Genomic DNA, 17029 nt, shown 5'->3' with positions numbered 1-17029 from the left:
AGGATGTTGGATGGGGTCGGTAGCTCTGCGATGGTCCGAAACGGATCGCGACCAGCTGAGGCGGCACCTGCCCGAGGCCGTCGTCATCTTCCCCGTCGGCGCGACCGAGCAGCACGGGCCGCACCTGCCGACCTCGACGGACGCCCTCATCGCCGGCGCGGTCGCCGACGGCGCGGCGACGGCGGCGGCGGGCCGCAGCGGCAGGCCGCTGATCGTCGCCCCCACGATCGCCTGGGGCGCGTCGGACCACCACCTGCCGTACGGCGGCACGCTCTCCCTGTCACCGGAGACGCTGCTCGCCGTGCTCTGCGACCTGCTCCGCTCGGTCGCGGCGCAGGGCGGGCGGCGGGTGGTCCTGCTCAACGGGCACGGCGGCAACGTCGGTGTCTGCCACGCGGCGGCCGCCGCCGGCTCGACCCGGTACGACCTGTCCGTCGCGCACCTGGACTACTGGCGGCTCGCCGGCGCCGAGGGCGAGCCGCCCGTGCCGGGACACGCCGGGGAGTTCGAGACCTCGATGGTCATGGCCCTCCGGCCCGACCTGGCGGGCCCGTGCGAACCCCGGGCACAGGCGCCGGAGGTCCCGGCCGTCCCGGGAATGGAGTTGCACTCCGCGGCCGTGTGGCGCCGGATCGACGGGTACACCGACCGTCCCGAGCTGGCCACGGCCGACGCCGGCGAACGCCGGCTCGGGGACATCGTCGGCCGGGCGGCGGACCGCCTGGTAGAGCTTGCGAGCGTTCTATGATCGACTTCCACACCCACACCCCCGCGTGGCGCACCGCCGGCTGGCTGGGCGGCGTCCAGTTCGGCGCGGACGAGTTCGTCGCCTTCATGGACGCGGCCGGCATCGAACAGGCGCTGGTCCTGAGCCACGACGGCCTCTTCGACGCCACTCCCGAGGCCAACGACGACCTCGCCGCGTTCGTCGGGCGGTACCCGCGGCGGCTCGCCGGCTTCGGGACCGTGCACCCGCGCCGCGCGGACGCCCCCGAAGAGGTCGACCGGATGCTCAACCGGCTCGGGCTGCGCGGCCTCAAGCTGCATCCGTGGCTGCAGGGCTTCAGCATGCACGAACTGGCGCTCGATCCGATCTGCGAGGTTCTCGCCCAGAGCGGCGGCATCCTGCTGAGCCACGACGGGACACCGCCGTACTCCACCGGCGGCCAGATCGCGGCCCTGGCCCGCCGGCACCCCTCGCTCCCGGTCGTCCTCGGACACGGTGGCCTCCACGACACCTGGCGGGAGTCGCTCGCCCTCACCATCGAGACCCCCAACCTCTACATCTGCATCTGCGGCACCCCGCCCTACGCGGCGCGCGAGATCCTCTCCCGGGCGCCCTCCCACAAGGTGCTGTTCGGCACCGACGCCGGCCTGTCGGACCGCAAGAGCCAGGACTACGCGGTCGCCCGGGTGGCCGAGATCGACGGATGGGGGATCACCGACGAGCAGCGCCGGGCGATGCTGGTCGACAACCCCCGCGCCCTGCTGGCGGCGGGACGGTGAGGCCGGCCGTCGCCGCGGTCCACACCGCGGCCGTCAGCCTGGACGCGCGGCCGGACCTGGTCGTCACCGGGGCCAGGGGAACCCACGCCCGTTCGGACTTCCTGCTGGTCCGCGTGGTGACCGGTACCGGCGTCGAAGGGTACGGCGAGGTCAGCGCGACGCCGCTGTGGAGCGGTGAGGACGCCGCCAGCGCGGCGCATTTCATCCGCGAGATCCTGGCCCCCGCCCTGGTGGGCCGGCCGCTCACACCGGTCGGCGGCCTGGAGCTCCTGATGGACCGGCTGCTCGCGGGCAACCCGTTCACCAAGGCGGGCGTGTCCATCGCGCTGTGGGACGCCTTCGCCAGGACCCTCGGCGTCCCGCTCGCCGTGGCGCTCGGCGGCCCCTACCGCGACGAGGTCCCGATCAAGCTCTCCCTGTCCGGCGACGGGCCGGCGCTGGACTCGGTCTTCCTGGCCGCGACGGCTGCCGGGTTCCAGGCCTTCAAGGTGAAGGTCGGGCTCGGCGTCGCCGATGACGTCGCCCGGGTGGCCCGCGCCCGCGGGCTCGCCGGACCGGCGGCCTTCCTCGGGGCCGACGCCAACGGAGGGTGGACGCGCAGCCAGGCGGCCCGGGCGATCCCCGCGCTGGCCGAGCAGGGCGTCTCGTTCGTCGAGCAACCGGTCGCGCCGGCCGACCTGGACGGCATGCGGCACCTGCGCAACCTCGGCCTGCCGGTGGTCGCCGACGAGTCCGTCTTCGGCGAGGCCGACCTCGCCGCGCTCGTACGGGCGGAGGCCGCCGACTGCGTCAGCCTCTATGTCGGCAAGAGCGGCGGCCCCGGGCGCGCCGTGGCGATGGGGAGGCTCGCCTCGGCCTTCGGGATCGACACGATCCTCGGCTCCAACGGCGAGCTCGGCATCGGCGCCGCCGCGCAGCTCCACGTCGCCTGCGCGCTGCCGGCGCTGTCGCGGGAGTTCCCCTCCGACATCATCGGCGCGCACTACTACGCCGAGGACATCCTTGACGAGCCGCTGGACAGCGACGGCCGTCGCGTCCGGCTCGGCGACTCACCCGGACTGGGCGTCCGGCCACGAGCAGACCTGATGAGGGAATTCCGATGATCGTCGATGTCCACGCCCACACTCCCACCCACCGTGACGTGGTGCCGCCCGAGGAGGCGTGCGTCTTCACCTCCTGGCGCACCGATCGTCCCGTCGTCACCACCAACACCTGGGCCGACTTCGACAGCGCCATGTCCGCGGCGGACGTCGCGATCGTGTTCAACATCGCGGTGGCCGACCCGGCGACCACGACCGGCATTCCGCACGACCCGGAACGTACCAACGACGCGACCGCGGAGTTCGTGGCGAACGACCCCGCCCGCCGTATCGGGTTCATGTCCGTCGATCCCACGTCCCCCGACTGCCTGGAGGAGGCCGAGCGCTGTCGCGAGATGGGGCTCGCCGGCGTCAAGCTCGGCCCCAACTACCAGAACTTCGACCCGCTCGGCGAGCCCGCGCTGGCGTTCTACGCCTACTGCGAGAGGAACGCGCTCCCCATCCTCTTCCACCAGGGGGCGTCGCCGATCCGCACGGCGCCGCTGCGCTACACCTACCCCCTGGTGACCGACGAGGTCGCGCTGCGCTTCCCCGAACTGCGCATCGTCATGGCCCACATGGGCCATCCCTGGGGCAAGGAGACCGTGGCGACGATCCGCAAGCACCCCCACGTCTACGCCGACGTCTCCTCCATCTATCTGCGACCGTGGGTCTGCTACGAGTCGCTGCTCGCCGCGGTCGAATGGGGGTGTACGGACAAGCTCCTGCTCGGTTCGGACTTCCCGATCGCCAACACCGGCGAGGCGATGGCGGGCCTGCGGGGCGTCAACAAGATCCTGGAGGGCACGGCGCTGCCGCGCGTGCCGTCCGAACTCATCGAGCGGATCATCCACGCCGACGCGCTCACCGCACTGGGCCTGACCGTGGGGGGTGCCCGTTGATCGTCGACGCGCATGTGCGGCTGGGGCGGGGACGCGAGGTCGTCCTCCAGGCCGATGAGTTGATCGCGACGATGGACGCGCTGGGCGTCGACGTGGCGCTGGTGGCACCGGACGAACGCTGCATCGCCTACGACAACCGGGCCGGCAACGAGCATGTCGCCGCGGCGGCGGCCGCCTCGCGGGGGCGGCTGATCCCGTACGCGGTCGCCAATCCGTGGCGCGGACGGGCGGCCCTGGACGAGCTGGAACGCGCCAGGGACGCCGGCGCCCGCGCCCTCAACGTGGACAGCGTGCTCCAGGGCTTCGACCTTCTCGACGGGCTCCTCGATCCGCTGCTGGAGTTCGCGGCCGAGGCGGCGTGGCCGGTCTACGTCCGTACCGGCACCCCTCCGAGCGCGTTGCCGCTGCCCCTGGCCAGCCTGGCCAGGCGCTGGCCGGAGACGCCGTTCGTGATGGGCCGCAGCGGCGCCACCGACTTCTGGATCGACGCGGCGCCGGCGCTGCGCTACGCGCCGAACCTCTACGGCGACACCAGCTACGCGCCGTGGGACACCGTCCTGGTCGAGCTGGGCAGGGACGCGGAGATCGGCCCGTCGCGGCTCGTCTTCTCCACCGACGCGCCCTACACGGTGCCGCGCTCCGAGCTGCGCCGCGTACTGGACTGGCCGATCGACGACGAGGCGCGACGTGACGTGCTCGGCGGTACGATCATGCGCCTTCTGAGCCGTTCTCTCGGCTGACACCCGCTTCCTCCCCCCGGCACGCCTCTTGTCGTAGCCATGGGGATCTACTGCCCATCATCAGAAAAATATTTCTGATATTTCGAAACAATCCTCATCGAGGTAGGAGTGCGAATGAACATCCAGACGAGTGCCTCTCCCACGGCGGCTCCCCTCCGCGGCGGTTACGGGGACGCCTCGGATCTGGTCCGGGGGATCTCGCCCGTTCTCGAAGTCCCGTTCACCGACTCCGGGGACGTCGACTTCGAGGGGTTCGGCCGGGTGGTCGACCACGTCCTCGGCACGGGCGTGACGAGCGTGATGTTCCCCGGCTTCGCCTCGGAGTTCTACAAGCTCACCGAGGAGGAGCGCCACGAGCTGACCGGCATCCTCCTGCGACGCACCGCCCCCCGGGAGGACTTCGCGGCGATCGTCGCGGTGCAGGACCACACCACCCGCATGGCCGTCGCCAGGGCGCTCGACGTCGTGGCCGCCGGAGCGGACCTGATCAACCTGCTGGCGCCGCACTTTCTCAACCCCTCGCGCCGCTCCCAGGTCGAGCACGTGGCGGCGGTCCTGGACGCGGTCGCCCCGACCCCGGTCGTGCTGCAGTACGCCCCGGCCGAGACGGGGACCAGCCTCGACGCGGCCACCATCGCCGACCTGGTGCGCACCCACCCGAACCTCCGGCTGATCAAGGTGGAGTCCAGCCCGCCCGGACGGCTCATCGGCGAACTGGCCGCCCTCGACCCGCCGGTCACCTCGCTGGAGGGCTACGCCGGCGTGCAACTGCCCGACGCCTGGCGGCGCGGCGCGGTCGGCAGCCAGCCCGGATGCTCGTTCACCGAGATCTACGTCGAGATCTGGCGCCGGCTCACCTCGGGCGACGAGGCGGGCGGCGAGGACCTGCACCGGCGGCTGCTGCCCTACATCTCGTACTGGATGCTCGACACCGAGCTCATCATCGCCGCCGAGAAGCAGATCTCCTTCCGCCGGGGTCTCATCGACAGCCCCTACTGCCGCAGGCCCGCCCACGTGCTCGACGCCGAGGAGCTTCGCCGGATCGAGGTCTTCCTCCAGGAGTTCGCGGATCTCCTGCCCGATCTCTCGCGGCGGCACTGAGTAATCGGACGAGCATCTAGAAACACGGACACTAACCCCGATATCACTAATAATGGAGGTTCTCTAGTGAAGATCACCCGCACGTTACTGGCCGGTTCGGTCGTCGTCCTCTCCCTGGCTCTGGCCGCGTGCGGTGGAGGCGGTGGAAGCGGCGAGTCCGCCGCGAAGCCACCCGACGCCAAGAGCTGGCAGCAGGACGTCAAGGGCGGCCCGATCGAGGTCGGCGTGCTTCCCGCCGCCGGCACCCGTTCTCTGAAGTTCCTGGAGGAGGTCGCCGCCGGGATCGAGAAGGACCACCCCGGCGCCGACCTCAAGATGACCTTCGCCAACACCAAGGCGCGTCCGGCCCTGGAGCAGAGGTGGCGCGCCGGCGACGGGCTCGACGTCGACTACACGATGTTCGACGGCACCAACGAGGCGCTGCTGGAGTGGGCCGACAGCGGCGCGCTGCTGGACCTCAAGCCCTACCTGGACCAGGTCGACACGACCACGGGCAAGCCCTGGCTGGACCAGTTCAGCCCCGCGGTCCTGCAGTTCATGCAGCACCCGTCGACCAAGAAGATCTACGGCGTGCCCTCCGAACTGTCCCTGCAGGTGCTGTTCTACAACGCGGGGCTCTTCAAGAAGCACGGCATCACCCCGCCCGCCACCTGGGACGACCTCACCGCGGCCGCCGACCGGTTCAAGGCCGCAGGAGTGGACCCGATCGCGGTCACCGGGCTGTTCGAGCCCTACATGGGCATGTGGAGCGACAACATCTGGCTGCGCACCGTCGGATACGACAAGGTCCACGACGTCCTCACCGAGGGCAAGGGGAACATCACCGACGACCCCGGCTTCCTCAAGGGTCTTGAGATGCTCCAGGGCCTCCGGGACAAGAACGCCTTCCTCAAGGGGTTCGAGGGCACCGACTTCACCGCGGCCCAGGCCCAGTTCTTCCAGGGCAAGGCCGGCATGATCCTCATGGGCAGCTGGCTCGTCAGCGAGATGGCCGACGTGATCCCGAAGGACTTCGAGCTGGGCGTCCTGCAGTTCCCGGCCGTGACCGGCGGGACCGGCGACCAGGCGAGCATGCTCGCCACCGCCCAGCTGATGTCGGTGTCCGCCAAGAGCGCGAACATCCCGCTCTCACTGGAGTGGATCCGCCGGGTCACCAGCGTGGAGACCCAGACCCGCAGGGCCGGCGAGATCGGCGAGGTCTCCGCGGTCAAGGGGGTGTCCAGCCCTCCCGGCCTGCCGGGCATCTCCGACGTCGTCGCCAAGGCCGACCGGCTCCAGGCGAGCTACTACGGCCTGCTGTCGTCCAAGGCGAAGGACGTCGTCTATCCCGAGATCGCCAAGCTCCTGTTCGGCAAGCAGGACGCCCGGCAGACACTCGACAGCCTGGACAAGGGACTGCGCCGCGTCCACGGCAACTGAACCCCCTCAACCGAACCCGCCACGGGGCTCCTGCCCGCGCCGGAGCCCCGTGGCGGACGAGAACCCCGGGAGGTCGCATGCACAAGGCGGCACAGCGGCGCATCATCATCCCATTCCTGATTCCCGCGCTGGCGCTGCTGGGGGTCTTCTTCCTCTACCCGTTGGTCAAGACGGTGGACCTGTCGTTGAACGAGTTCTCCCGTACGGGAACGATGCGGTTCGTCGGGCTCGACCAGTATCGCCTGCTGGCAGGTGACCCCGACTTCTTCAACTCGCTCAAGAACACGTTCCTGATCACCCTCATCGGCAGCGGCATGCTGTTCCCGCCCGCCATGGCGATCGCCTGGGCCCTGTCGCAACGGATCCACGGCGAACGCTTCTTCAGGTTCGTGGTGTTCGCCCCGGTCGTCCTGTCGGTCGCCGTCGTCTCGCTGATGTGGAAGTTCCTGTACCACCCCACCCTCGGCCTGATCAATCCCGCGCTGAAGTCCATGGGACTGGGCGCCCTGGCCAAGACCTGGCTCGGCGACCCCGCCACCGCGCTGGCCGCCGTGACGTTCGTGTCCGTGTGGCACGGCATCGGCATCTGGATCGTCCTGCTGTGCGCCGGCTTCGAACGCCTGCCCACCGACGTCCTCCAGGCCGCGCGCATCGACGGGGCGGGGGAGTGGCGGGTGTTCCGGAGCATCATGCTGCCGATGATGCGCGACCTCCTGCGCATGCTCGCCATCTTGTGGGTGGTGCAGAGCCTGCAGAGCTTCGCCTTCGTCTACATCCTGACCGGAGGCGGTCCCTTCGGCTCGACCGACACCGTCGGCACCCTGATGTACCGCATCGCCTTCGACCGGGCCGACTTCGGTTACGCCGCGGCCATCGGCGTCGTGCTCGTGGCGGTCATGCTGGCGGCGGCCAAGATCCTCGACAAGGTGATGAAGCGCGATGACCTCCAGTACTGACCTGGCCGCCCAGCCCGCGCCCGCCGGCCCCGTCGACGCCCCCTCCCCGCCCGTCCCCGCCCCGCCGCGCAGAGGCGCCTCACCCCGGCCCCGCGCGCCCTTCCGCCCGCACCACCTCTTCTTCTACCTGCTGCTCGGCGTGGTGGCGCTGTCCTCGGTCAGCGCCTACGCCTGGGTCTTCAACGTGTCGATGAAGACCAACGCCGAGTTCATCTCCTCGCCGCCCTGGCAGGTCGCCGACGGGTGGCGCTGGGAGAACTACGCCAACGCCTGGGACCGCGCGAACATCGGGCTGTTCTTCGGCAACAGCGTGGTCGTCAGCGTCGCCTCGACCGCGATCGGCGTCGTCCTGGCCGTGTTCGCCGCCTACCCCCTGGCCCGGATCACCTTCAGGTTCAGCGGCCTGGTGCTCGGCGCGTTCCTGCTCGGCCTGATGATCCCGTGGATGGTCACCTTCGCGCCGCTCTACCTGATCATGCAGGATCTCGGCCTTCTGGACAGCCGGATCGGGCTGGTCCTCGTCTACGCCACCTACAACCTGCCGTTCAACGTCTTCGTCCTGGTCGGCTTCATGAAGACCCTGCCGTACGAGCTGGAGGAGGCGGCGGCGATGGACGGGGCGGGCCCGACCCGCACGTTCCTCTCGGTGATCCTCCCCCTCATGGGGCCCGGGCTGGCGTCGGTCGCCATCATCAGCTTCCTGCAGAACTGGAACGAGTTCTTCTACGCGCTGCTGCTGATCCACACGCCGGAGAAGATGCCCCTGCCGCTCGGGTTGTTCCAACTGGGCCAGGCCGCCGACTACGGCACCAACTGGGCCACGCTGTTCGCCGGGATGATGATCACGGTCACGCCCGTACTGCTCGGATTCGCCCTCCTCCAGAAGCACATCACCAAGGGCCTGACGGCCGGCGCGCTCAAGGGCTGAGCCGCAGACGGGAATGGGAGATCCATGTCATCTGGTCCCCGGGACACGGCCGCGCCGCGCCGCGCGCTGATCACCGGCGCCGGCGGAGGCATCGGGGCGGCCATCGCCCGCACCCTGCACGCCGGCGGCGCCGCGGTGATCGTCACCGACGTCGACCTGGACGCGGCGCGCGCGGTCGCCGACGGCATCGAGGGCGCCGAGGCCGTCCACCTCGACGTGCGCTCCGAGACGTCCGTCCGGGCGGCGATCGGCGCGATCACCGCGCGCCACGGACCCTTGGACGTCCTCGTCAACAACGCCGCCGTCTGCGGCAACATCGCGTTCGAGTCGACGCCCGAGCCGGTCTGGTCGGGCGACCTGGACGTCGTTCTCGGCGGGGCGATCCGCCTGTGCCAGGCGGTCCTGCCGGGCATGCGCGAGGCCGGGCGGGGAGCCGTGGTCAACGTGGCGTCGGTCAACGGCCACCGGTACTTCGGCAACGACGCCTACGGCGCGGCGAAGGCCGGGCTGATCAACCTCACCCGCGGGCTGGCCGTCCAGTACGGCCCGTACGGCGTGCGCGTCAACGCGGTGTCGCCCGGCACGATCGCCACCCCGGTCTGGGACGAGCGGCTCGCGGCCGACCCGCACGCCCTGGACCGGGCGGTCCCGTGGTACCCGATGGGACGGGTCGGCACCGTGGACGACGTCGCCGAGGCCGTCGCGTTCCTGGCGGGCGACCGGGCCTCGTGGATCACCGGGATCGACCTGCCCGTGGACGGCGGCCTGCTGGCCGGGAGCCGGGCCATGGCGGTGGACATCGGCGCCGCCGTCGTCGACGCCGGGTGATCGGCGGTTCTGCGGCGGAGAGGGTCAGCGGACGCCGCGCGGGCGGAACTGGACGCTGACGCGGGGGCCGGTGGCGCGGGCCGACTTCGGGACGGCGTGCTCCCAGGTGCGCTGGCAGCTGCCGCCCATCACGATCAGGTCGCCGTGGCCCAGCTCGTGGCGCAGCGCCGGGCCGCCGCCGTTCGGGCGCAGCAGCAGGGCGCGCGGCGCGCCCACCGAGATGATCGCCACCATCGTGTCCTCGGTGGACCCCCGGCCGATGCGGTCGCCGTGCCAGGCCACGCTGTCGCGCCCGTCACGGTACAGGCACAGCCCGGCGGTGCGGAACGGCTCGCCCAGCTCGCGGGCGTAGTGCGCGTTGAGCGCGTCCCTGGCCTGCTCCAGCAGGGGATCGGGCAGGGGCTCGTCCTCGTCGTAGAACTTGAGCAGCCGGGGGACGTCCACCAGTCGGTCGTACATGTGGCGGCGCTCGGCGTGCCACGGCACGGCGCGCGCGAGCCGCTCGAACAGGTCGTCGGCGCCGGAGATCCAGCCGGGGCGCAGGTCGATCCACGCGCCGTGGCCGAGCAGCGTGCGCCTCACCGTGGAACCCAGCGGGCCGGGCCCGGCCCGCTCGCACGAGTCCAGCAGCGAGGCCTGGAACGGTGCGGTCATAAGCCCAGCATACGGCACCTATTCAAACACGTATTCGATCGGGCCCGCGCCGTGCGGGGAGAGGCGGGTGGCCCACCCGGAGCCGGGCCGGACGCCGCGGCGCCGGGCCCGGCCGCCCCGCGTCAGCGCCGCGGGGCGGCCACGGCGTGCGCGCGGCGCGGATGGGCCGCCGGGCGCTCGACGGCGTGCCGGGGGGCGAGGGACCTGCCGGGGCTCGGCACCACGATCGCCGTCATGATGAGGCCCCCCTCGGCCGACCATCGGCCGTTGAACGCCGACAGCCGCTGGCCGCGCACCCGGGGACCGGTCACCCGCAGCCACGCGGAGAAGTTCCCGTGCAGCGGATCGATGTTGATCATGATGTCCTCGAAGTCCAGCCACCGCTTCGTCAGCGGGAACCACGCCTTGTACACGGCCTCCTTGGCGCAGAACAGCAGGCGGTCCCAATGGATGCGGGGATGGCGGGCGGCGAGCTTGGCGAGCGTGTCACGCTCCTCGGGCAGCGAGATGGCCGGCAGGACGCCGCCCACCAGCGGCTCGTTGGGCTCGGCGTCGATCCCGATGGTGGACACCTTGGCCGAGGCCCCGACGACGGCCGCCCGGTAGCCGGTGCAGTGCGTCATGCTGCCCACGACGCCCGGCGGCCACAGGGGCTCGCCGCGCAGGCCGGGCAGCACGGGGCTCGGCCGCATGCCGAGCTTGCGCAGCGCGTCGTGCGCGCACACCCGCACGGTGGTGAACTCCTTGCGCCGGACGTCGTCGGCGTGGGCGATCGACATCTCTTCCTCGGGGAAGAGCATCGGATCCGGCGGGTCGGTGAAAACCTCGACGGCCACCACGCTGTCCGGGAGAATTGATTTGATCATGGTACCGCGCACCCCGTGAGGAACCGCCAGGACACGTCACCGGCGCCCATGCCGCCCCGCCGGGGCGAGGGCCTCCCGCGACGGCGCGGGCCCGGGGAAACGCGTAAAGGCGAAAGGGCGTCCCCGCGGGGCCTTTCAATGCTCACATGGGTAACGGTCACGTTCCCAGCGTATCGACGCCGAAGTTCCCGTGGAAATCAATACGGGGGTTTCTTGGGGTGGTAGATCGTGTGCCGCCCGGGCGGCGGCGTCCGCGGGTAAGGGTTCTCGCAGGGGATGTGCGGCGCTATTTAGACGGACCGGAGCGGCGTCGCGGCCGTTTCGCTTTCCCGCTCATCGTGCCCACGACCTGCGCGGTTTCCCGGGCCGTCCCTTCGCCGGGGCGGACCGGCATTCGGCGCTCGCGGGAAAGGGCTCTTTGCGAGATGCGTGCGCATCGTATATCAGGTATTCCTGGAACATAAGGCCTGCCGCGAAATCGGGCCTATTCGGCGTCGCCGCCGCGCGGGAAGAAGCGTCGCGCGCGGCGCGGGCCGCCCGGGTGATAACGCGGCGCGCGAATCGCCGGACGCGTTCCTCCGGCGTGCCGGTATCCTATCGCGCCGCCCGCCCGTCCCGCCCGCCTTGTCCGGAAAGCGTGCTGCATGTCGCGGATGCACGGAGAACGAACCCCGCGACACCGCCGCGACACCCGTAAGCCATCACCAAGACACCGCCGCACGACCACCGTTCCACCACCGCGCCACGATGCCCTCGCCGTGCCGAACCGCCATGGCGCCGCCGTGCCCTCGCCGTGCCACCGCCGTGCCCTCGCCGTGCAGCCGGGGCCGTCCCGGTCAGCCGACGAGTTCGCCCGGTTCGCCCAGGTGGTCGCCGCGGCCGAGCGCGCCGGACGTCTCCTCCGGACCGACGTCCCGCAGGGTCTGACGCCGTAGCGCGGCTTGGGCGCCGTCGAGCATGGTGAGCGCGCGGGCCTCGTACGTCGGCGTGCGGATGCAGCGGAAGATGCCGAGCGCCCGCTCCAGATGCGCCACCGCGTGCCCGGCGTCGTCGCGGGCCAGGGCCAGCTCGCCCAGCCCGAGCAGCGCGCGCCCCTCGGCCAGCCGGTCGCCGGTCGACAGCGCGAGCCCGACCGCGTGGCGCAGCGCCTCGTCCGCCCGCCCGGTCTCGCCGCGCCGCAGCCGCGCGAGCCCGAGCCCGTTGAGGATGTACGCCTCGCCGACCGGGTCGCCGATGGCCCGCACCATGGCCAGCGCGGTGTCGAAGATCTCCGCCGCCAGGGCGGGCTCGCCCCAGGCGAGGTAGGTGTCGCCCATCCGGTGCAGCACCTGCGACTCCACCCGGCGGCTGCCGCCCTCCCTGCTCAGCGCCAGCGCCTCCGACAGCAGGCTGCTCGCCCCCTCTGGGTCGCCGGTCTCCAGGCGGAGCTGCGCCAGGTTGTGCAGCACGTACGCCGCGCCCACCTGGTCGCCGTCGGCGGTGAACATGGCGAGCGCGCGTTCGTAGTGGGCCGCGGCGTCCTCGTACCGCCCGCTCATCCGCTCCAGGAACGCGATGTTGCGCAGCACGAGCGCGGTGCCCTGGTCGTCCCCGATGTCGGTGAACAGGCGGATCGCCTGCTCGAAGTCGCGCCGCGCCTCCGGAAACCGCTTCTCGGTGATGTGCAGGGACCCGCGCGAGTACAGCATCGCCGCCTGGCCGCGCACGTCGCCCGCGTGACGGCAGGCGGCCAGCGCGATCTCGTGCGTCTCGCGCCAGTCGTCCAGGTAGGCGCGCGACTCGAACAGCGTCACGGCGCTGATGGCCAGGTCCCAGCACAGGTCGGTGAACCCGGCCTGCGCGGCCTGACGGATGCCCGAGACCAGCAGCGGGCGCTCGCGCTCGTACCAGGGCAGCGGCTGGGCGACCAGCTCGGCGACCAGCCGCGCCGGCAGCGGGCGGCGCGGGGCGTCGCTGTGGATCTGGACGTAGTCGCCGCCGTACTCGCGCCGGTGCGCGGCCTCGGCCAGGAACAGCAGCGCCCGCAGCACGCGCTCCAGGGCCGCCTTGCGCTCGGCCGGGGTCTCCTCGGCGGCCAGGCGCTCGCGGGCGAACACCCGGATCAGGTCGTGGAAGCGGTACAGGGCGTGGGCGCCGCCGCCCGCCGCCTCGATGAGCTGGGCGTCGGCGAGCTCGTCGAACAGGTCGGAGGCGTGCTCGAACGAGCGGTCCAGCAGCGCGGCGCCGATCCAGACCGAGAACATCCCGGTGTCGGGGATCGCCAGCCGCCGGAACAGGCGCCTGGCCTCCTCCCCGACGCTCTCGTACGTCAGCGAGATGCTCGCCCGGATGCCCATCTCCCCGTGGTTGAGCTCGTCCAGCCGGCGCGTCTCGTCCTCCAACCGGCTCACGAGCTGCTCGACCCGCCAGTGCGGGCGTGCCGACAGGCGGGCCCCGGCGATGCGCAGCGCCAGAGGGAGCTGCCCGCACAGCTCGGCGAGCGCCCTGGCGGCGTCGGGCTCCGAGCGCACGCGCGCCACCCCGGCGATGCGCCCGAGCAGCTCGATGGACTGGTCGGCGTCGAAGATGTCCATGTCGATGTGGATCGCTCCCGCCAGCCCGGCGAGGCGGCTGCGGCTGGTGATGATCACGGCGGAGCTGCGCGTGCCCGGCAGCAGGGGCAGCACGTGGCTCTCGCCCGCCGCGTCGTCCAGGACGACCAGGGTCCTGCGGTCGGCGAGCAGCGCCCGGTACATCTCCGCGCGCTCCTCCAGGCCGTCGGGGATGGAGTTGCCCGGCACACCGAGCGCGCGCAGGAAGCGCTCCAGCACCTGCATCGCGCTGACCTGCCGGGACGCGCCGCCGCCGTGCAGGTCGGCGAAGAGCTGACCGAACGGGAACTGCTGCGCGACGGTGTGCGCCGCGTGCACGGCGACCGTCGTCTTGCCGATCCCCGCCTTGCCCGTGATGACGATGACGGGGACGGCGAACCGGCCCGCGTCCTCGAACGCCAGGGCCAGCTCGCGCTCGATCGCGTCGACCTGTTTGCCCCGCCCGGTGAAGTCGGCGATGGCGTTCGGCAGCAGCCCCGGCACGGGGAAGGCGGGCGCCGGAGGCGGCTCGGCGGGGATCGGGGCCTCGGGGGGCGCGTCCAGGCTGTCGTCCGCGGTGAGGATGGCCTGTTCCAGCCGCTGGAGCTGCTCGTTGGGCTCGATGCCGAGCTCTTCGATCATCGTCTCGCGGGCGAGGCGGTACACCCGCAGCGCCTCGGCCCTGCGCCCGGAGCGGTACAGGGCGAGCATGAGCTGGCCGCGCAGGCGCTCGCGCAGCGGGTACTGCTCCACGAGCCGGTTGAGCTCGCCGACGAGCTGCTGGTGGCGTCCGAGGTCGAGTTCGAGCTGCACGCAGTCCTCGTTGGTGAGGATGCGCTCCTCGTTCAGCCTGCTCGCCGCGGCCTGCACGGGCCTGCCGTCGATGCCCTCCAGGGCCTCCCCGCGCCACAGGGCCAGGGCCTCGCGGTAGCGGGAGACGGCCTCGTCCAGGTGCCCGGCCTCGCGGGCGCGGCGGGCCAGGGAGGTCAGCGCCTCGAAGCGCCGGGCGTCCATCGCGTCGTCCGCGACGCGGATGATGTAGCCCCGCGACTGGGTGGAGATGACGTCGGGGTCGCCGTGTGCGGAGAACAACCTGCGCAGGGACGAGATACAGATCTGGACCTGGGCCCGTGAGGTCGGCGGCAGGTGGTCGCCGTAGATGGCCTCGGCCAGGCGGTCCACGGTCACCACCCGGTTGGCGTCCAGCAGGAGGTTGGCCAGGGTGATCCTCTGCCGCGTCCCCCCGATGTCGAGCCGTTCCGTGCCCGCCAGCACTTCAAGTGGTCCCAGTATGCGGAACTCCACCTGCCTACTCCTCGCCAGAAAACCCTAGGACCATCCCGAAGTCTTCACGCTCTCAAGACTTTGCCGGGGCAAGTATCAGGTACGCCACCTCAGGCGGGGACAGGGCGCAGGCCCAGGGCGGGGACCCGCCTGGTGAGGCGCGCAGGATGTAGCGCTACTCTTCTCCTTCGTACTTCTTCCGCTTATCCCATATACTACAAGTTTGTGGTTACAGCAACCGGGTGAGGATTTACGTCCTAGATATCCCGTCTGTGATGCTCTGTTAAACCTGGGAAAGCGCTACTTTACGTAGCGTTGTGGGTAATCACGGGTGCATAGCGTAAGACCCGCAGGTGGTGAAGTCGCCGGCGTCCACACGATCGCGTCTCGCGTCGGCCCGGAAGCGCTCCGTGGTCTTACCAGATGCCATGCCGGGGCCTAAGGGTGACGCGTCGCCCGTCTGTCAAGTCCCGCGCGGAAATCCGGGGCCCGGCGGCGATCGCGGACCCCAGGCCGTCCCGCGCGGCGCCGGGCCGCACGGACTTTGTGCTGGCCGGAAAGCGCCACGGCCCTTCCGCGCCGTCCCGTCACCGCGCATTCGGCCGCCGTAACCGCTAGGGGTCACGCTGGGGTTTCTGCGCCGTCGCGCACCTGCCTAGCATCGAATCGATCGAGCTTGCGTGGATTTTATCCGGGACGATGAGGTGATGTGCCTGGCCGGTGTTCTTCCGCGCGGCGGGTCACCACGCCCGCAAGGGCCATCGCGTGAACGCCACTCGCGCGGTGGCCTTGCTTTTAACGTCGCGAACCCGCCCGCGCGAACTCATCGCCGATGCGAGGCCGCCGTCACGCACAACCAGAAGTCGACATGGACGCGGGCCGACCTGGAAATACCCCTTCCGCCCGGCCGCGGCGGCCTCGCACGGCGCATTTTCCAAGAAAATCGGAAACCCTCTTGAGTACGCGCTCGCTTTTCCGTCAGCAACCCGAGGAGTGAATATGTCCCGCCGTCTTTTCACTTCCGAGTCGGTCACAGAAGGCCACCCGGACAAGATCGCCGACCAGATCAGCGACGCCGTTCTCGACGCCATGCTCAAGGGCGACGCCAAGAGCCGGGTCGCCGTCGAGACCCTCATCACCACCGGCCAGGTCCACGTCGCCGGTGAGGTCACCACCGGAACCTACGTCGACATCCCCGGCCTGATCCGGGAGAAGATCCTGGAGATCGGGTACGACGCGTCGCACAAGGGCTTCGACGGTGCCTCGTGTGGTGTGTCGGTGTCGATCGGGGCGCAGTCGCCCGACATCGCCCAGGGCGTGGACGACGCCTATGAGGTCCGTGAGGGTGAGGGCTCCGATGATCTGGACCGTCAGGGGGCCGGCGACCAGGGGTTGATGTTCGGGTACGCCTGCCGGGAGACGCCGGAGCTGATGCCGTTGCCGATCACGCTGGCGCATCGGATGGCGCGCCGGTTGTCGGAGGTGCGTAAGAACGGCACGGTGCCGTATCTGCGTCCGGACGGCAAGACGCAGGTGACGATCGAGTACGACGGCGACCGGCCGGTGCGGCTGGACACGGTGGTCGTCTCCACCCAGCACGCCCCCGGCGTGGACCTCGCCGACCTCCTCACCCCGGACATCAGGGAGCACGTCGTCGCCCCCGTCCTCGCGGACCTCGACATCGACGTCGAGGGGTACCGGCTGCTGGTGAACCCGACGGGCCGGTTCGAGATCGGCGGCCCGATGGGTGACGCGGGGCTGACGGGCCGGAAGATCATCGTGGACACCTATGGCGGGATGGCCCGTCATGGTGGTGGGGCGTTCTCGGGCAAGGACCCGTCCAAGGTGGACCGTTCGGCGGCCTACGCGATGCGGTGGGTGGCCAAGAACGTGGTGGCGGCGGGTCTGGCGGATCGGGTGGAGGTGCAGGTGGCCTACGCGATCGGCAAGGCGCAGCCGGTGGGGGTGTTCGTGGAGACGTTCGGCACCGAGAAGGTGGAGGTGCCGCGGATCCAGGAGGCGATCTCGCGGGTGTTCGACCTGCGTCCGGCGGCGATCATCCGTGATCTGGACCTGCTGCGGCCGATCTACTCTCAGACCGCCGCCTACGGCCACTTCGGCCGCGACGACTTCCCCTGGGAGTCCACCGACCGCGCCGACGCGCTCCGCCGGGCCGTCTAGACTTCCGCCCCGTCC

At 71.0% G+C, this 17029-nt stretch carries 14 protein-coding genes; 11 read left to right on the top strand and 3 right to left on the bottom strand.

Annotation, left to right across the window (positions count from 1 at the left end; translation table 11 throughout):
• Positions 1-10: 10 nt before the first annotated feature.
• The 10 genes from BJ982_RS28310 (at position 11) to BJ982_RS28265 (ending at position 9459) form a co-directional block, all read left to right on the top strand.
• Positions 11-748 carry a creatininase family protein gene (locus tag BJ982_RS28310; RefSeq protein WP_184885028.1) on the top strand — a complete coding sequence of 246 codons (738 nt, stop codon included), beginning with the start codon at positions 11-13 and terminating at the stop codon, positions 746-748.
• A complete protein-coding gene (locus BJ982_RS28305; RefSeq protein ID WP_184885026.1) occupies positions 745-1506 on the top strand; it encodes an amidohydrolase family protein in 762 nt (253 codons plus the stop codon). The genes BJ982_RS28310 and BJ982_RS28305 overlap by 4 nt, the downstream gene beginning before the upstream one ends.
• A complete protein-coding gene (locus BJ982_RS28300) occupies positions 1503-2609 on the top strand; it encodes a mandelate racemase/muconate lactonizing enzyme family protein (RefSeq protein ID WP_203959086.1) in 1107 nt (368 codons plus the stop codon). The genes BJ982_RS28305 and BJ982_RS28300 overlap by 4 nt, the downstream gene beginning before the upstream one ends.
• Positions 2606-3487, top strand: a complete 882-nt coding sequence (locus BJ982_RS28295) for an amidohydrolase family protein (RefSeq protein WP_184885022.1) — start codon at positions 2606-2608, stop codon at positions 3485-3487. Before BJ982_RS28300 ends, BJ982_RS28295 begins: the two co-directional genes overlap by 4 nt.
• Positions 3484-4227 carry an amidohydrolase family protein gene (locus BJ982_RS28290; RefSeq protein WP_203959087.1) on the top strand — a complete coding sequence of 248 codons (744 nt, stop codon included), beginning with the start codon at positions 3484-3486 and terminating at the stop codon, positions 4225-4227. The genes BJ982_RS28295 and BJ982_RS28290 overlap by 4 nt, the downstream gene beginning before the upstream one ends.
• Positions 4228-4341: 114 nt before the next feature.
• The gene (locus BJ982_RS28285) at positions 4342-5328 is read left to right on the top strand and encodes a dihydrodipicolinate synthase family protein (protein ID WP_184885020.1); all 987 of its coding nucleotides are present in this window, start codon (positions 4342-4344) and stop codon (positions 5326-5328) included.
• A 66-nt stretch (positions 5329-5394) separates the two neighbouring features.
• Positions 5395-6747, top strand: coding sequence for an ABC transporter substrate-binding protein (locus BJ982_RS28280; RefSeq protein WP_184885018.1), 1353 nt, complete (start codon positions 5395-5397; stop codon positions 6745-6747).
• 77 nt (positions 6748-6824) lie between these two features.
• On the top strand, positions 6825-7703 hold the full coding sequence (locus tag BJ982_RS28275) for a carbohydrate ABC transporter permease (protein ID WP_184885016.1): 879 nt from the start codon (positions 6825-6827) through the stop codon (positions 7701-7703).
• A complete protein-coding gene (locus BJ982_RS28270; RefSeq protein ID WP_184885014.1) occupies positions 7687-8631 on the top strand; it encodes a carbohydrate ABC transporter permease in 945 nt (314 codons plus the stop codon). Before BJ982_RS28275 ends, BJ982_RS28270 begins: the two co-directional genes overlap by 17 nt.
• Before the next feature lie 24 nt (positions 8632-8655).
• Complete coding sequence (locus tag BJ982_RS28265; protein WP_184885012.1) at positions 8656-9459, top strand: SDR family NAD(P)-dependent oxidoreductase; 804 nt, start codon at positions 8656-8658, stop codon at positions 9457-9459.
• Positions 9460-9483: 24 nt separating this feature from the next.
• Here BJ982_RS28265 and BJ982_RS28260 read toward each other — a convergent pair whose 3' ends face one another.
• The 3 genes from BJ982_RS28260 to BJ982_RS28250 form a co-directional block, all read right to left on the bottom strand.
• A complete protein-coding gene (locus tag BJ982_RS28260) occupies positions 9484-10113 on the bottom strand; it encodes an alpha-ketoglutarate-dependent dioxygenase AlkB (RefSeq protein ID WP_184885010.1) in 630 nt (209 codons plus the stop codon).
• Positions 10114-10235: 122 nt separating this feature from the next.
• Entirely contained in the window at positions 10236-10979 is a 744-nt protein-coding gene (locus BJ982_RS28255; protein ID WP_184885009.1) for a 4'-phosphopantetheinyl transferase family protein, read from the bottom strand.
• A gap of 836 nt (positions 10980-11815) precedes the next feature.
• Positions 11816-14854: an AfsR/SARP family transcriptional regulator gene (locus BJ982_RS28250; RefSeq protein ID WP_184885007.1), complete on the bottom strand. Its 3039-nt coding sequence runs from the start codon at positions 14852-14854 to the stop codon at positions 11816-11818.
• A gap of 978 nt (positions 14855-15832) precedes the next feature.
• Between BJ982_RS28250 and metK the strand changes: the two genes are divergently transcribed.
• Entirely contained in the window at positions 15833-17014 is a 1182-nt protein-coding gene (metK, locus tag BJ982_RS28245; protein WP_184885005.1) for a methionine adenosyltransferase, read from the top strand.
• Positions 17015-17029 lie beyond the last annotated feature (15 nt).

It is taken from the genome of Sphaerisporangium siamense, from assembly GCF_014205275.1.
GTDB classification, from domain to species: Bacteria; Actinomycetota; Actinomycetes; order Streptosporangiales; family Streptosporangiaceae; genus Sphaerisporangium; species Sphaerisporangium siamense.
This window is presented reverse-complemented; position numbering and strand designations above follow the sequence as displayed.

Excerpts from the sequence above, each read along its gene's own strand:
- BJ982_RS28270 (WP_184885014.1), top strand. The coding sequence starts at position 7,687 with ATGACCTCCAGTACTGACCTGGCCGCCCAGCCCGCGCCCGCCGGCCCC.
- BJ982_RS28260 (WP_184885010.1), bottom strand. The coding sequence starts at position 10,113 with ATGACCGCACCGTTCCAGGCCTCGCTGCTGGACTCGTGCGAGCGGGCC.
- BJ982_RS28265 (WP_184885012.1), top strand. The coding sequence starts at position 8,656 with ATGTCATCTGGTCCCCGGGACACGGCCGCGCCGCGCCGCGCGCTGATC.
- metK (WP_184885005.1), top strand. The coding sequence starts at position 15,833 with ATGTCCCGCCGTCTTTTCACTTCCGAGTCGGTCACAGAAGGCCACCCG.
- BJ982_RS28275 (WP_184885016.1), top strand. The coding sequence starts at position 6,825 with ATGCACAAGGCGGCACAGCGGCGCATCATCATCCCATTCCTGATTCCC.
- BJ982_RS28295 (WP_184885022.1), top strand. The coding sequence starts at position 2,606 with ATGATCGTCGATGTCCACGCCCACACTCCCACCCACCGTGACGTGGTG.
- BJ982_RS28285 (WP_184885020.1), top strand. The coding sequence starts at position 4,342 with ATGAACATCCAGACGAGTGCCTCTCCCACGGCGGCTCCCCTCCGCGGC.
- BJ982_RS28305 (WP_184885026.1), top strand. The coding sequence starts at position 745 with ATGATCGACTTCCACACCCACACCCCCGCGTGGCGCACCGCCGGCTGG.
- BJ982_RS28310 (WP_184885028.1), top strand. The coding sequence starts at position 11 with ATGGGGTCGGTAGCTCTGCGATGGTCCGAAACGGATCGCGACCAGCTG.
- BJ982_RS28255 (WP_184885009.1), bottom strand. The coding sequence starts at position 10,979 with ATGATCAAATCAATTCTCCCGGACAGCGTGGTGGCCGTCGAGGTTTTC.